14 protein-coding genes, 1 tRNA gene, 1 rRNA gene and 1 pseudogene are annotated in these 15,308 nt (G+C 46.2%); 3 read left to right on the forward strand and 14 right to left on the reverse strand.

Translation table 11 applies throughout. The features are described 5' to 3' along the window. Positions 1-32 precede the first annotated feature (32 nt). From ACSVDI_RS13480 to ACSVDI_RS13490, 3 genes are all read right to left on the reverse strand, one after another. A 16S ribosomal RNA gene (locus ACSVDI_RS13480) occupies positions 33-1,554 on the reverse strand. A 318-nt stretch (positions 1,555-1,872) separates the two neighbouring features. Next, complete coding sequence (folK, locus tag ACSVDI_RS13485) at positions 1,873-2,349, reverse strand: 2-amino-4-hydroxy-6-hydroxymethyldihydropteridine diphosphokinase (RefSeq protein ID WP_457943616.1); 477 nt, start codon at positions 2,347-2,349, stop codon at positions 1,873-1,875. A gap of 635 nt (positions 2,350-2,984) precedes the next feature. Next, entirely contained in the window at positions 2,985-4,562 is a 1,578-nt protein-coding gene (locus tag ACSVDI_RS13490) for a transglutaminase domain-containing protein (RefSeq protein WP_457943618.1), read from the reverse strand. A gap of 287 nt (positions 4,563-4,849) precedes the next feature. Between ACSVDI_RS13490 and ACSVDI_RS13495 the strand changes: the two genes are divergently transcribed. Together ACSVDI_RS13495 and ACSVDI_RS13500 are read left to right on the forward strand one after the other, a co-directional pair. Then, positions 4,850-5,671 (forward strand): hypothetical protein, encoded by an 822-nt coding sequence (locus ACSVDI_RS13495; protein WP_457943620.1) that lies wholly within the window; start codon positions 4,850-4,852, stop codon positions 5,669-5,671. Positions 5,672-5,825: 154 nt separating this feature from the next. Beyond that, positions 5,826-7,247, forward strand: coding sequence for an IS1182 family transposase (locus ACSVDI_RS13500; RefSeq protein ID WP_457943622.1), 1,422 nt, complete (start codon positions 5,826-5,828; stop codon positions 7,245-7,247). An 86-nt stretch (positions 7,248-7,333) separates the two neighbouring features. On the opposite strand, the gene ACSVDI_RS13505 is transcribed toward ACSVDI_RS13500, so the two are convergent. Further along, positions 7,334-8,050 carry a hypothetical protein gene (locus ACSVDI_RS13505; protein WP_457943623.1) on the reverse strand — a complete coding sequence of 239 codons (717 nt, stop codon included), beginning with the start codon at positions 8,048-8,050 and terminating at the stop codon, positions 7,334-7,336. Between the two features lie 20 nt (positions 8,051-8,070). Beyond that, entirely contained in the window at positions 8,071-8,517 is a 447-nt protein-coding gene (locus ACSVDI_RS13510) for a cell wall hydrolase (RefSeq protein WP_457943624.1), read from the reverse strand. Between the two features lie 546 nt (positions 8,518-9,063). On the opposite strand from ACSVDI_RS13510, the gene ACSVDI_RS13515 reads away from it, so the two are divergent. After that, positions 9,064-9,154 (forward strand) — tRNA-Ser (locus tag ACSVDI_RS13515). 163 nt (positions 9,155-9,317) lie between these two features. On the opposite strand, the gene ACSVDI_RS13520 is transcribed toward ACSVDI_RS13515, so the two are convergent. From ACSVDI_RS13520 to ACSVDI_RS13560, 9 genes and pseudogenes are all read right to left on the reverse strand, one after another. Continuing rightward, a complete protein-coding gene (locus ACSVDI_RS13520; RefSeq protein WP_457943625.1) occupies positions 9,318-10,409 on the reverse strand; it encodes a tyrosine-type recombinase/integrase in 1,092 nt (363 codons plus the stop codon). Between the two features lie 308 nt (positions 10,410-10,717). Beyond that, entirely contained in the window at positions 10,718-11,662 is a 945-nt protein-coding gene (locus tag ACSVDI_RS13525; RefSeq protein WP_457945651.1) for an IS3 family transposase, read from the reverse strand. Positions 11,663-11,678: 16 nt separating this feature from the next. After that, positions 11,679-11,912 carry a transposase gene (locus ACSVDI_RS13530; RefSeq protein ID WP_457943627.1) on the reverse strand — a complete coding sequence of 78 codons (234 nt, stop codon included), beginning with the start codon at positions 11,910-11,912 and terminating at the stop codon, positions 11,679-11,681. Positions 11,913-11,954: 42 nt separating this feature from the next. Next, positions 11,955-12,431 (reverse strand): hypothetical protein, encoded by a 477-nt coding sequence (locus tag ACSVDI_RS13535; protein ID WP_457943628.1) that lies wholly within the window; start codon positions 12,429-12,431, stop codon positions 11,955-11,957. Between the two features lie 58 nt (positions 12,432-12,489). Continuing rightward, positions 12,490-12,690: a hypothetical protein gene (locus ACSVDI_RS13540; protein WP_028308450.1), complete on the reverse strand. Its 201-nt coding sequence runs from the start codon at positions 12,688-12,690 to the stop codon at positions 12,490-12,492. A gap of 89 nt (positions 12,691-12,779) precedes the next feature. Continuing rightward, positions 12,780-13,355: an HD domain-containing protein gene (locus ACSVDI_RS13545; protein WP_457943630.1), complete on the reverse strand. Its 576-nt coding sequence runs from the start codon at positions 13,353-13,355 to the stop codon at positions 12,780-12,782. A 63-nt stretch (positions 13,356-13,418) separates the two neighbouring features. After that, complete coding sequence (locus ACSVDI_RS13550; RefSeq protein WP_457943632.1) at positions 13,419-14,621, reverse strand: uracil-DNA glycosylase family protein; 1,203 nt, start codon at positions 14,619-14,621, stop codon at positions 13,419-13,421. Positions 14,622-14,646: 25 nt separating this feature from the next. Beyond that, a complete protein-coding gene (locus ACSVDI_RS13555) occupies positions 14,647-14,886 on the reverse strand; it encodes a hypothetical protein (RefSeq protein WP_457943634.1) in 240 nt (79 codons plus the stop codon). Between the two features lie 90 nt (positions 14,887-14,976). Continuing rightward, a pseudogene (locus ACSVDI_RS13560) lies at positions 14,977-15,258 on the reverse strand (transposase domain-containing protein); the annotation flags it as partial. Between the last annotated feature and the right edge of the window lie 50 nt (positions 15,259-15,308).

A 15,308-nucleotide genomic window follows, 5' to 3' on the forward strand; every position in this document is an offset into this window, starting at 1 on the left:
CCAGTTTCTTTCAACTGGTCAGTTCTCCATAGAAAGGAGGTGATCCAGCCGCACCTTCCGATACGGCTACCTTGTTACGACTTCACCCCAGTCGCCAATCCTACCTTCGGCAGCGTCCCCCTTGCGGTTAGACTACTGACTTCGGGTATTACCGGCTCCCATGGTGTGACGGGCGGTGTGTACAAGGCCCGGGAACGTATTCACCGCGGCATTCTGATCCGCGATTACTAGCAATTCCAACTTCACGCAGGCGGGTTGCAGCCTGCGATCCGAACTGGGACCATTTTTAGGGTTTTGCTCCACCTCGCGGTCTTGCTTCCCTCTGTTAATGGCCATTGTAGTACGTGTGTGGCCCAGGTCATAAAGGGCATGATGATTTGACGTCGTCCCCACCTTCCTCCGTTTTGTCAACGGCAGTCTGATTAGAGTGCTCTTGCGTAGCAACTAATCACAAGGGTTGCGCTCGTTGCGGGACTTAACCCAACATCTCACGACACGAGCTGACGACAACCATGCACCACCTGTCTCAACTTTCCCCGAAGGGCACCTAACGCATCTCTGCCTCGTTAGTTGGATGTCAAGACCTGGTAAGGTTCTTCGCGTTGCTTCGAATTAAACCACATACTCCACTGCTTGTGCGGGCCCCCGTCAATTCCTTTGAGTTTCAACCTTGCGGCCGTACTCCCCAGGTGGATTACTTATTGTGTTAACTCCGGCACGGATGGGGTCAGACCACCCACACCTAGTAATCATCGTTTACGGCATGGACTACCAGGGTATCTAATCCTGTTTGCTACCCATGCTTTCGTGCTTCAGCGTCAGTTAAAGCCCAGTAGGCCGCCTTCGCCACTGGTGTTCCTCCCGATCTCTACGCATTTCACCGCTACACCGGGAATTCCGCCTACCTCTACTTCACTCAAGCCCCACAGTTTCAAACGCAGTCTATGGGTTAAGCCCATAGTTTTCACGCCTGACTTGCAGAGCCGCCTACGCACCCTTTACACCCAGTAAATCCGGACAACGCTTGCTCCCTACGTATTACCGCGGCTGCTGGCACGTAGTTAGCCGGAGCTTCCTCCTTGGCTACCGTCATTTGTTTCGTCACCAAGGACAAAGGTTTACAATCCGAAGACCTTCTTCCCTCACGCGGCGTTGCTGCATCAGAGTTTCCTCCATTGTGCAATATCCCCCACTGCTGCCTCCCGTAGGAGTCTGGGCCGTGTCTCAGTCCCAATGTGGCCGTTCAACCTCTCAGTCCGGCTACCGATCGTCGCTTTGGTGGGCCGTTACCCCGCCAACTGGCTAATCGGACGCGAGTCCATCTCTCAGCGGATTGCTCCTTTGATACCAAGACCATGCGGCCTCGATATGTTATGCGGTATTAGCATCCTTTTCAGGATGTTATCCCCCTCTGAAAGGCAGGTTACTCACGCGTTACTCACCCGTCCGCCACTAAGTGATTCAAAAGCAAGCTTTCGAATCACTCCGTTCGACTTGCATGTGTTAGGCACGCCGCCAGCGTTCGTCCTGAGCCAGGATCAAACTCTCTAAAATATTGTATATAAATCACTCTTTCGAGTGTTTACATCGAATATTCAGAGCTTGAATCGCTCGAAATACGATACACTAACGTGTATTCTGCTGTCTTTTTTCTTAAGTGACAGCCAACTTCGTAAATCCTCAAAGTCTTTCAACTTTTCCGGAATCTTTACGGGTTCCTAATTCGTTACGTTGTTTAATTTTCAAGGTCCTGCCCGGCTTCGCTTAACTTCCGTTTCGCTCTTGCCGTTCGCCTTTCGTAAGGCGCTTGACTATAATACCAAATACACCCCCATAAGTCAACCCCTTTTTTTAATTTTTTTTAGATTTTTTTTAAAAAACCTTGATTTTGGACCGATCGACCCGCTTTAAAGCGGCTGAAAAGTCCAGTCCCAGTGCGTTCCCGGAAGGATAAAGATCACTGAGCGGCAACAGCACAAACGGGCGTTTCAGAATGCCGGGGTGCGGCAAGGTAAGCTCCGCATCTTTGCTGGTCGCATTTTCGTAAATCAGCAGGTCGATGTCAATCACCCGCGATCCATGGCGCTTTTCCCGCACACGGCCCAAGGCTGCCTCAATCCCGAGGCAGGCACCCAGAAGCGCACGCGGCGACAACGCGGTTAAAATCACAATACATTCATTTAAGTAATCATTCTGTTCGTCCGGAACGTTATATGGTTTTGTTTCGTACCGGCTGGATTCCGCCAAAACGGTCGTTTCCGGAAGCTGTTCAATCGCCCGCACGGCGCTGCTTAAAAAAGCGGTGCGGTTGCCAAGGTTGGAACCAATGCCGAGTATCGCTTTATTCATAGAAGTCGCTCCTTTTCCGGGTAATCATTGCCGCCCTATCATCAAAGTCGGCATGTACCGGAGCATGGGGCTTTTTTAAAGCACCTCAACCTGCTCCACTTTATGATATTCCGCAAGCGGCTGTTCTGCGACACGCCGCGCGGCTTTTTCTAAAAGATGATAGCTTGATAGCTTGCCACCATAGAGCCCAAAGCGCCGTCTTCACCGCCCCGGCATAGGGGACGGTATTGTTCCGGGCATCGGTCGCACCGGTGCAACCAATCTCCTCTATTTTATGAAAAAAATAAAGCATAATATCCATTATTATATTCGATTCGGAGTTCTGTTGCGTAGCATCCCGTGATTATCAGTTCAGTCGTCCACCAATCCGAAGAAAACACCTTCATACTTATTGGCTCCGTGATCCAGCATTTCCAAAGGTCTTCCCCAGCCTGGAACCGGAGCCCCCGCACGGAAGCTTCCACGCTCCTTTTATCCACCGCTTCGGTCCTCAGGAATCTCGTACTCTGTTGTCCGTTTCATATAATATATAACATAACCAATTCCGCATGAGACATTCCATAGAAAAAGGGACACAGCTAAATGAAAATGTTCATTTTACCGTGTCCCATTGTATTGTGTTTCCTTTTTCTCGTTTAGGAATAAGTTAGAAAGACCGTCAGCCCGCGGTTGTCCGGGTCCTGCAGGTAGCGGATGCTTCTCAGCGAAATTTTGTTCTTCAAGCTTTTCGAAGCGTTCGCCTGATTTAGGTAATCCGACAGCCGGTACGGTGACGTTTTCAGCATTCCGTTCATCACCTGAGTATAATCCGCATCGTCGGTGACATAAAACGAAATGGATTCCTTCTTCGCGTTCGCCGCAGAAATAATGGCGCTGACCACCGCGCTGCTGTCAGTGTTGCTTTCCGTGCTCACCGGAATGCCTTTTGCCCTGAAATAATTCGCCGCTGTGGCCGTACAGGTGGGAATGACCAGGTTAAACCCTGCGGGGGTACCTGTTGCGGTACCGTTAATCTGCGCTTCCGACAAAGAATAGGCGCTTGGGAAAATAGAATGCGTTTTCCGAATCACCGCATCCGTTACATTAAAATAATTGTATATCGTCGGGTTGTTGTCGTCCCAGGTATTGTCCAAGTGATACCAGCTGCCGTTAATGCGCATGACATTCCACATATGGTTAACGCCGTCGCTCTGACCGGTTATTAAAATGCACGTAAGCCCCGCATAGCTGCTTAGCAGCTGCATGGAGCGGGAATATCCTTCGCAGACCACACTGCCTTCCACCAACGCACCGTAGGCGTTAAACGCCTTCCAAAGGCTGGTATCCGCGGCAGCCGCCGTGTTGTAGGTAAGATGCTGTTCCAAATAATCGGAAAGATAAAGCTCGCGGTCAAGTTCGTTCAAGCCGGAAGGCATCGAGTTGATAATGGAGGACACCTTTTGGTTCAACTGACTAATCATCGTATTGCAAGCGGACGGGGATACCATCGAGTAAAGCTGCACAAAGGTATCGGAGCCGCCGTAACCGTAGGAATAGGCGTTTGCCAGCCAGAACACCTGCGGGTTGTCGTTCAGGGCCGCCATTAGCGCAATGCGGATCTGCGTTTCTGACAGATGTACCTTTCCAAGCTGAATGCGCGCAGTCGGGTAATACCCCTGTTCGTTGGCCTGTGTGGAAATTTCATAGGCACTCGCCAAAATCATTTTATACAGGTTCTGGCTTGGAGTATCTTTCAGGGCATTGTAGCCGCTGCGCTGGTCCACATACGAATAGGAGGATACCGAAGGCTTGCTCTGCGAAATCGACAGCTGCTTGCCGGTTTGGGCGTTCGGGTCAATGGCAATTTTTTTCAGGTTCTGATTGCCCGTTTCCACCTTCGTGGAAGAGGATTTTTTAACCGGTGTTTTCGGCTTCTGCTGTACCGTAGCAACGGAAGAAGCCTTGGACGCCGCGGACTTCAGTGTGGATGCCGCGGACACCGCTTTCGACGCGGCCGATACGGCGGCGCTTGCGGCGGAGGTTACCTTAGAAGCTGCCTGACTGGCCACCGCCTGCCCAATGGAGGAGGTTGCCCCCGAAGACGGCATAGCGGAAGAAATCAACCCGGAAAGAGGATTGCCTTGGCAGCCGGACAGCGGAAGCGAAACCACCACCGCGGCCAGCAGGCCGACCGCTGTTGTACGCATCGATTTTTTATGATAAAACAATTTCATTTTCATTCCCCTTTTTTATGTAAGGTTGAATGCACGCATTGCCCTTATGATACAATGGATATTGTTATGATAGGGCATTCGTGTGAAGAAAGTATGAATAAGCGCAGCTTCAACAGCAACTTCCACAGTTTGACTAGGGACATAGGTACTTGTCTTGTAAATTTCCGCCGCACATGATAAAATATTTTTATACTATAATACGAATGATATTTTGTATGTTTGAACCCGCGGCTTTCCGCGTGAAGCCGGCGGCGGTATGAATTTGCGCGCGGAGAACTGGTGACGACATGAAACGAAATGCCTTCGCGGGGATTGTTCTCTCCGTTTTCATAATCGGTTCGTTTTCCGGCTGCGGAAAACAGACGGACCCCGACGTACTGATGCGGGAAGCCAAGGCAAACGCCGGGGAACTGACCAGCTGCACGGCTTCCATTGAAAATACGCTGGAATTTACGGTAGATGGGCAGCAAAAGCACTATCAGACGGAAAACAACGTTACATACCAGGCAAAGCCCTTTGCCTTGAAATCCGTTCAGGCCGCAAAACTGGATCAGACGGATTCCAACAGCACGACCTATAACCTGTCCGATACGCAGGGAATCTGGTTTTATTCCCAGTCCGACGGCGTGTGGCAGAAAACCTCTGCCGGCAGCATAGACACCACCCCGTTCCACCAGATTGATATTCTGCGGCTGCTGGAGCACGTAAAAGGCCAGAAATATGTACGGGAAGTAAATCTGGGTGCCGGAAAAGCACACAAGCTGGAGTTAACATTCAAAAGCGAAGTCCTTCGGAGCACCGTGGAGAATATTGTAACCGCAACCGGAATTGGAAATGGCTCCTCCACCATCGTCCAGGCACTTCTGGACAGTGCGGACGATATTTACGGCTATTGCTACATTGATGAAAAAACCGGTCAAATCGCACAGCTGGAACTGGATGCCACCCAGGCACTCAACAAGGTGTTTCAGAACATTGACGGAAGCAGCGTAAAAATCATTGTTACCAAATGCATGATCAGCGGAAAGATTGACAATATCGGCATGGCGCCTGCGGTGAAGCTTCCTGCGGAAGCCGCCAACGCCCAGACCGTTGAAGCACATGGATAAATTCAAACATTTTATCTCGGCTTCGTAAGACTGCCGCGATTGATACAGTAAAGGGACTTTCCGAACTGGAAAGTCCCTTCAGCCTGTCGAAAAAGTCCAGTGAAAGCTGGGCTTTTTCGTTGTAAAATGGTAAAATATAGACAGGTGATGAAAGATGCTGGAACGGGAAAAACTACGCAGAGATGCAGTGGAATTTGTGAATACAGACCTATTGGTGCCGGGAAATCATCTGCTGCGAAAGATTGACGGAGCAGTAGATTTTAGCCATATTTATGATTTTGTAGAAGATTTGTATTGTGAGGGCAACGGTCGTCCCAGTGTGGACCCGGTCGTCCTGTTTAAGATTGTTCTGATCCAGCATCTGTACGGAATTCCCTCTTTACGCCGGACAATGCAGGAAATCAATATGAATATCGCTTACCGGTGGTTTCTAGGATATACACTGAACGAGGAACTGCCGCATTTCTCCACTGTGAGTTACAATTTTAAGCACCGGTTCACAGAGGAAACTGTGGAACAGGTATTTTCGTGGATTTTGCAGGAGGCAAACTGCGCCGGATATTTGGAGCCGGAAGCAGTATTTGTAGATGGAACACATATCAAAGCAAACGCCAACATCAATAAGAAGATCAAAAAGGCAGTCCCTCAGGCTGCAAAGCGGTATGCCTCAGAATTAATGGAAGAGGTTAACGCTGATCGGGAAGATCATGGGAAGAAGCCATTCGACAGTACGCCGAAACCGCCGAAGGAAAAAGAAATCACGGAGTCCAAAACAGACCCGGAAAGCGGGCTGTTTCAAAAGGGCGAACACAAGAAGTGCTTTGCCTACGAAGCGCATACTGCCTGCGACAAACATAATTTTATCCTTGGCGTTGAGGTGACTCCGGGAAACGTACACGACAGCGTGGCGTTTGATGCGGTCTATGACAAAGTGACGGAACGGTTTCCTGAAATTGAAACAGTGGTGGCGGACGCCGCATACAAAACGCCGCATATCTGCAAACGGGTGTTTGACAACGGGCGAGTACTTTCCACAGCATACAAGCGGCCAATGACCAAAGCGGGAAATCTGGAATGGTGGAAGTATGTATACGACGAATATTATGACTGTGTGATCTGCCCTGAATATCAGGTTCTGCATTATGCAACAACCAACCGTGAGGGATACCGGGAATACAAAAGCCGGAGTTACATCTGCGAAAAATGTCCATTCCGTTCTCGCTGCACCGAGAGTAAAAGCTGTACGAAAACCGTAACGCGGCATGTGTGGCAGGATTATGTGGAGCTTGCGGAAGATATCCGACACACACCGAAATACAAAGAGCTTTACAAAAAACGAAAAGAAACCATTGAGCGTGTCTTCGCCGATGCAAAAGTGAAATATGGGATGCGGTACACGCTCTACCGGGGCTTAACTCAAGTGACGAATTGGGTTAAGCTTAAGTTTGCTGCCATGAATCTCAAAAAGCTGGCAATGTGGAAATGGAGGGATGGCCATCCCTCCGGGTTTTTATTGATTTTACTTTGCTTATTTTCCTATCCTGCATATTATCAAGAGAACCCATCCTTCGTTTAACCGCGTTGGATGGGTTCTTCGACAATCTGAAGGGACTTTCCGAACTGGAAAGTCCCTTTTTGATTACGCGGTATTTGATTTGCACATCAATAATAAAATTGAACAAACTTAATATTGTAGAAGTCGCAGGCTACAATGTCGTCGGTTTCCGCTTCGTTAATCAAAATATAGTTTGCTCCAACGCCCAGCAGGATGCCGGTGCGGTCTACCAGGGTATTGGTTCCAATCAGGAATTCCACCTTGACCGCGCGGCCGATTTGGGTCCGCAGAAATCCGTTCAAATATTGCAGGCTTTCCCCAGTAATAGGGGCCGGCTGTGTAAGGGGAGTAATGGGAGCAGGCTGGCCAGGTATCATCGGTGCGGAGGTCGTTCCCTCTATGGTCTGGGTCTGCGCTGCCGGAGCAGTCTGCATTCCCTGCGCCCCCGCAGTACCTCCGGAAGTGGTCTGCATTCCCGGACTTGTGCCTGGACTGGTTCCCAAAGTGCCGGGAACTGCCGGTGTGCCGGGAACTGCCTGCTTTTTCGAGGGAGAAGCCGCCGAAAGCAGCCCGGCCTGCTGTGCGTTGCTGTTGTTTGCAGCCCGATAAGACGCGGACCATGGCATTCCGGAAAATGCCTCCTGGTTTGTTTGATACAGCTGCTGCCTTATCTGGTCCTTTTGCTGCTGTGTCATTGTGTTGTAGCCTGCAATTTCTTCCAGGGTCGGTACGCTCCCTGCCGCTGGGGAATCATAACCTCCAACACAGCCGCCCATGCAGGAATGCTGTGTATATCCGGCTGTTGGAGTGGTGTTGGTATCCATCCTTGTTCCTCCTTTATGTGTTATGTGGACGCATATTTTTCCGTGGGGCCATAAAAGCAATGCTGATGAATTCGATTATAAAAGAGCCCCATTTGATTCGCCGGAAAATAATCCGGGCACTGCGGTTTAAACGGATTAAAATAGAACAGCGCGTCGCCTACCGCGCCCAGCGTATTGTTGGCGATCGCCCAATCCGCAATCGCATAATGAATTTCTTCCGGATCCATATTATAAATATTTTGCGAGTTGTACTGGCCGGCAACCGTTTCCATCAGGCAGGTGAACTGCCCCGGCTGCTCCATAATGGCGCGCATATTCCCGCCTTGACTGATGCGTGCAAATTCCCCATAAGGAACATTGGTGCGGTTGGTAATCACCGAGGAAACGGCGCGCATTCCGGTGTCGCCCTCTCCCCCGGCTTCGCACTTAATCAGCCGGGCAAGCATTTCCCTTGTTGTCATTGGCATTGTTATCACCTTTTAAAGTGTTTTCTTCCAGCATAATATGTTTCTTTCCAATGCGGCGGCACAAAAATTAGCGTTTTCTGAAATATTTCTAACGCAAATCCCGCACCCAAACAAAAAGCTTGACATTTTCGTGTTTACTCATTACAATAATTAAGCATGTATGGAGGCGTATCGAAGTGGTCATAACGAGCCTGACTCGAAATCCACTCGGTCAGTTGCCTTGAAAATGCGGGAAACCCTTGAGTTTCTGCGGGTTTGCGGGATTTTGAAAATTTAGCTTTTTACCGATTTCTACGGTTTTTCTACACTTTGCCTTGACTTCTACGAAAGGCTCGGTGTATTAAAATAGAATATGGAGGCGTATCGAAGTGGTCATAACGAGCCTGACTCGAAATCCACTCGGTCAGTTACTTTGAAAATGCGGGAAACCCTTGAGTTTTCGCGGGTTTGCGGGATTTTGAAAATTTAGCTTTTTACCGATTTCTACGGTTTTTCTACACTTTGCCTTGACTTTTTCGAAAGGCTCGGTGTATTAAAATAGAATATGGAGGCGTATCGAAGTGGTCATAACGAGCCTGACTCGAAATCAGGTTGTCGAGCAATCGGCACGTGAGTTCGAATCTCACCGCCTCCGCCATGAGCCTGTTTGCGGTCAATGCCCGCAACAGGCTCTTCCTTTTTTGGTTCTTTTCTACGCCCTCTTTCGAGGGCATTTTTTCTGCTTTTGTAGAAAACGGATGCTTATAAAATCCTTATTTTACAAGGCTTTGCCGTGTTCCGACTCAGCAGTCCGTAGAAAATCACTCAGCCATTTCAAGTCCGATAGGTTCTTCCCGCTTGGATTTTTCAAACATGCCATCCATGACAAGCCCGGATTCGATCTGCGCATGGAAGTCCAGATGCGAGTAAATATCCGCCGTGGTCGAGAACGTGCTGTGCCCAAGCCATATCTGGATTTGCTTCATGGATATCCCGTTTGCGAGCAGTAAGCTGGCGCATGAATGCCTTAAATCGTGGAACCTGATTTTCTTCAGGTTGTTTTTTTCGAGTATCCAGCTAAAATGCTCCGTTACATAGTTGGGACGCATCAGCTTTCCGGTTTGGTCGATGCAGATATAATCCAGATAGTCCCGGCAGTAAGAACGCTTGAACATTCTGCGGTACATTTCCTGCTTCTCTTTTTCCGCCCACAGAATTTTTTCAACGGATGGCAGCAGCGGAAGGGTTCGGAAGCTGGATTTGGTTTTGAGCACATCCTCGCCGACAGCCACTGCTTTGCCATCGACCGTGTCCTCAATGACCTTGTGCTTGATGGAGATGGTCTTTTGTTCAAGGTTGATCGCATCCCATTTCAAACCAAGGACTTCACTTCTCCGTAGCCCATAGTAAGCGGCCAGTTTTACACAGACTTCCAAGGGATCATCCGCTACCGCATCGAACAAAGCCATCATTTCTTCCGCCGAATAAAACTGTGCCTGATACACATTCTTTTTCGGCCTGTCCACCCTGTCGGCAGGATTGCTGCTGATAATTCCCTTTTTGACAGCGTTCTGCAGCGCCCTGCGAAGCACCGCATGATAGTGAATCACCGTATTTGCCGTATACCCTTCATCAAAAATGGATTGATGAAAATCCTGAATATGCTGCGGCGTAACTTCCGCTAAGGTGATGTTCAGTTCTTTAAAGTACCGGCTGATTCGGCCGTCCAGCATGGTGCGGTAGCCTTTAAACGTGGTCTTGGATATGGTGGGTTTTGCCTGAATCAGCCATTTTTGAAGGTAATCCATAAAGGGAACATCCGCCTGCGGGTTCCTTTTTCCTTCAATCAGTTCCCTGGCCCGTTCTTCCGCTGCCCGACGCTCCTTTTCCTCCTGCTCCCGTTCATATTCCAAACGGATTTGGTCAAAGGCTTTTTTTGCTTTTCTTTCACTGGTTTGGACTTGTCAATATTCATTGACTCAATAAATTGGTGGAAATTTAAAATTGATATCACAATCGATATTTCAAGATTCTCCGAGCCGGAGGCAATTAAGGCAGCAACCGCCGGGACGGCGGCTTGATCTTGACTGCGTTAGCGATTAAAAGTGCTATAATTTTTTGTCCGGCAGCTGTGCAGAGCGCGATATTTCTGAGTTCCCCTTCGCCGTCGGCAATGCTTTGCGAGCGCTTTTAATTGCGCAGTCAAGATTTGCGGACGGGTTTATGCCGCCTGCCTTGAGGCGTAATACATTTGCCTTTTAACGCAGGGCGGATATCCTCCCTCGTTGCCGGTATAAACCCTTTTCCGGTTATAATAGGCGAATATCCAACGGAAAATAATGCTCTTGACGGTTTCCATCGGCAGCAGCTCGGTCTTGATTTTGTACAGCTTTTCCTTCTTCAATGTCGCGAAAAAGCTTTCCATCCTCGCGTTGTCATAGCATCTGCCGGTGCCGGACATGCTTTGCGACGCTCCATATTCCCGAAGGGTTTCACGGAATTTACGGCTGGTATACTGGGAGCCGCGGTCGGAATGAATTATCATACCTTTTGCGCTATGCCGCCTGCAAGCCTGCTCAAATGCGTTGATGCACAGCTCTTTTTTCATGCTGTTATCCACAGCAAGACCCACGATCTGTCCGTCGAAGCAATCCAGAACCGGAGAAACATAAAGCTTTCCGTCTGCGGTCGGCACCTCGGTAATGTCCGTAAGCCATTTTGTATTAGGGATATCGGCTGAAAAGTCCTGCTTTATCAGATTCTCGCTCTTCTGCGCTTCGGCATCCTCTTTTGTCAGGCTGTTCGGATTTTTCTTCGGCTTATGCAGCATATTATTTGCTTTCATTACACGATAAACTGTCGAATAGCTTCCGGTATAGTTATATGCAGTCTGGGATAGTCTCAGGTATACCCGGCTTGCACCGTAGTTCTCTTTGTTTTCCGGATCTTCATCAAGCACGGCCTTTATCTGAACCAAAAGATCGGCGTGCCTGTACGGTTTATTCATGTTTTGCTTCCATTTGTAATAGCCCTGCTTGCAAACTCCCAGAGCTCTGCACTTTTCGGATATTTTGCATCCCTTAAGCCGGGTGTGAACAAATCCGTACAGCTTTACTGGTTCTACTTCTTTTGGCTCTTTGCGAAAAAACCGAGAGCCTCCCTCAATATTTCATTGGCGCGCTTCAATTCCCGGCATTCCTTGAGCAAGGCGCTTTCTCAGCGTCCTGCGGCGATACATATTTATGTCCGCTGCCGATAAACGGATTGTCCGGTCTTTCGACCGTCCGTTTTACCCAGTTGCGGACTGTGTTCTCCGGTATCCCCAGATTCCGCGCCGCTCTGCTCACGTTTGTTTCCATAGCCATTTTTACCGCTTCTTCCTTGAAGCTTCTGTCGTACACCGTTTTGTTTCCCATTTTTTTCGACTCCTTTGCGTTTTTATTTTACTTCCACCTATTTCAGGAGTCAATGAAAATTGTAGCAGACCATCCCTTTTTGCCTTTAAAGCTTGACACAGATGATTCAGTAAAATTCTCTATATCATTATTTATTGCTTCAAAATAGCGGACTAATTGATCATTTTCGTCTGTTCCACTTTTCCCTGATTTGAATTTAGCTTCAACAATAAGAAGCAAATCATCAAAACCATGTACATGGTCTCTAAATATAAGGATTAAGTCCGGCTCTCCATAATTCTGATTCCAAGTCCAGAATACATACTCTACTTCCCGGTAACATCTCAGCTCAATTCCTTCTGAATTTAGCTTTTCCCAAAAAGTTGTTCTTTCCTCGTTATATAAAAACGCAGACTCAATAAAAGGAATCAATATCATGTCTGGCCTTAGATATTTTAGAGTGCCAAAAACTGTTGAAGTAAGGATATCCTCCGTATACTCATAACCTAACGATTTGCCTTCAAGTACGGCTTGTATCAAATAATCACCCCCAATGGATACTCAGATATGCAAAAGAAAAAGCTCAAAATAGGTTTTATTATTTAAAAAACTTAAAAATATCAAATATACTAAATGTGGTTTTACGGTAGACCTTGTTATATAGGGCTTTTTTAGGGTTTGAAATCCAACCCCATCCTCTTGGAGCTTTCACCCCTAAGCTGTGGCGTATATATCTTTTTACACTCGTTCTTGCCGCAATACTCTTTTTAATACTTGGTTTTCTCATACCGAACTTCATTATTATCACCCTCTTTTTTCACTGTCAGGAGTTTTCAAAAATTCTTAAATTTTTTTCTTAAAAACTCTTGACTTTTATTAGCTGGTCTTTTATTTCTCAATTACAAACCCACTCCAGCTATCGGCATACTGCAAAAGCAGCGTGAGCCGTTCCTCATGGGTAGCGCAGGAACGGTTATCCTCCACATATTGTCCATCGTGATAGACAATTGCCTGCACTTCTTCCTCTGTAAGGTTGATGTGCTGAAGCGCCAAATATATACTTCTAACCGGTACACTCAAATATGTAAGTTCAGAATTAAAACGGTATGGATAATCCGGTTTGTATCCATGCTTCTGTTGTTTTTCCGATGGCTCATTAACAAGATACTGTGGATTCCCCGGCATACCCACTTTACCTAAATCATGTAATAACGCTACTATAACGCAGCTCTCATCACTTATTTCCGGTGCAATTGCAGATTTGATCTTTAGCATAGTTTCAGCAACATTGACCGAGTGCTCCAAAAGTCCGCCCTCTTTGCATAGATGATATTTTGTGCTTGCAGGTGCAGTTAGCCAGGCAGTTTCTTTTTCCATAAAACTAATCAATCTGTCAAATTGCTCCTTACGGTCCTTTACTAGAGATTTAAGAAAACTATATCTTTCAAAAATACTTTTATTCATCTCAATTATCCTTTTATTAAATTTTGTATTTGTTTTCATCAATTCTGATTTTATATAAAATCTTTACATATAAATGCGCTTTGCCTGTAAAGCCAACTCAAATACATCTAATATCAGACTTTCTTTTATACTGTTTGATGGATGTGGAACAGCTATAACTTTAAGCGGCTTTTTAAAATGCTTAGTATAATACAGCTTCGCATCCGAATTTACATTAATTTCAGAAATATCTCCATCCAAAACATTGTTTTTAAGATAATTGATATTATCCCCTACTCCTAATACCAACAAGTAATCTGGTGTCAGCAATTCAATCTCATGTTTTAAAACATGTGCACCGCAATTCTTCCACATTGATGTTGTAGGATTACTCCGATCTCGCTTTGGAGAGCATTTAACATGATTTAAAAATGAATTATTTTCGTACTCTGCAGCAATTTTTCTGTTATCCTTAATCTTATCTTCCAGGTTCAAGACTCCATAAATATCATCCGAATCACAGTATATAGCTTCTCGTATAGCCATAGTATAGCAAGCTATACGGTGCCAAAGAAAAGTACCAGCATACTTTTTACCGTCAGGGAAAACATATCCAAAGTTAATACGTTTTTTTCCCTCTTCAAGTTCAGCTCTTGCTTCCGTTATAATTTGTGTGTTGTATTCAAATCCTCCACCCTCATATGTGTTTATTCCCAGTATTAAAATCTTGTTTTTGTAGTATTTTTCACCTATCCAAGGAAATGACAGATATGACCATTTTACTTCCTCATTATCAGGCTTTCTCTCATCTATTCCCGCCCAACATTTATCTGCAAATTTACATCCTTTATATAAAGATACAGGTTCACCAGTATCAGTAATGAAGCCGGATTCATAATACATTTTTTCAAGCAAGAAAGGCAAATTTATGGAACTTTGGTATTTTGCCAAATCAATTTCCCATTGTTTATGCCCGGATTCCACCCCATGCGGTTGGATTACTCTATATGTTTCACTTAGTTCAAAATCAATAACATTTTGTCTATTAAAGCTCCATCCCTGTTTTTTCATATATTCGATAAAATGATTAAGTCCAAAAGCAAATTTTTTTGGCACTTCAAGGTTTATCCCTGTTTGGCTTAATGTAAAAAATATTGGGAACTCATCTATCTCTGTTTCAGGAAACAGCTTATAGTAATTCTGACGCGCTTCAAACGTTGAATTAATTGCATTCTCATAAATAATGCTTTTTATGACTTTTTGAAAATTTTCTTTTACATCTGACATGTTTTACTCCCCATATCAAGTAATACTATTTACTCTTAACAACAACCTCTGTTCGCCGGTCAATTTTATATTCAAATTCTACCTTTATCTCACTGTCAGCCGCTACATTAACAGAAAATTCAATAAGCCCTGATGTTTTCTTTGAGTACTCATGTGTTGCTGAAACCATTTCCCATATACCCCAGGCATAATGTTCAAAATGTACTTCTGCAACTTCTTCCTTATGGTTCTTGATAATGCACTCATTTGTAATGCTCAAACCCATTTATTTTCTTTCTATCAACCTCTGTAAAATCGTAACCGTCAAACCACCCCCACACAGCAAAAGAGCCGCCAAACGGCGGCAAAGTCGGTTTTATGTTTTGATACGGCAAAAGTCTGGGATATTATCAGACCAGGGAAGCAGATTATCGATGCTTTCTGTTCCCTGCAATTGTATCTGTTCAAAGATAAAATTCAAATAGGAATACGGATTCAGGCCGTTTTCCTTAGCGGTTTCAATAATGCTGTAAATTACAGCGGAGGATTTCGCGCCGGATGGCGTATTGCAGAACAGCCAGTTTTTCCTGCCGATTACAAACGGCTTTATGGAACGCTCAGCTCTATTATTGGACAGCTTGATACGCCCGTCCTCTAAAGCTTTCAATATTGGTGTTTGTATGCTGCTTTTTTCGCAGTTGCGGCAGG

It is taken from the genome of Caproiciproducens sp. LBM24188 (assembly GCF_054130445.1).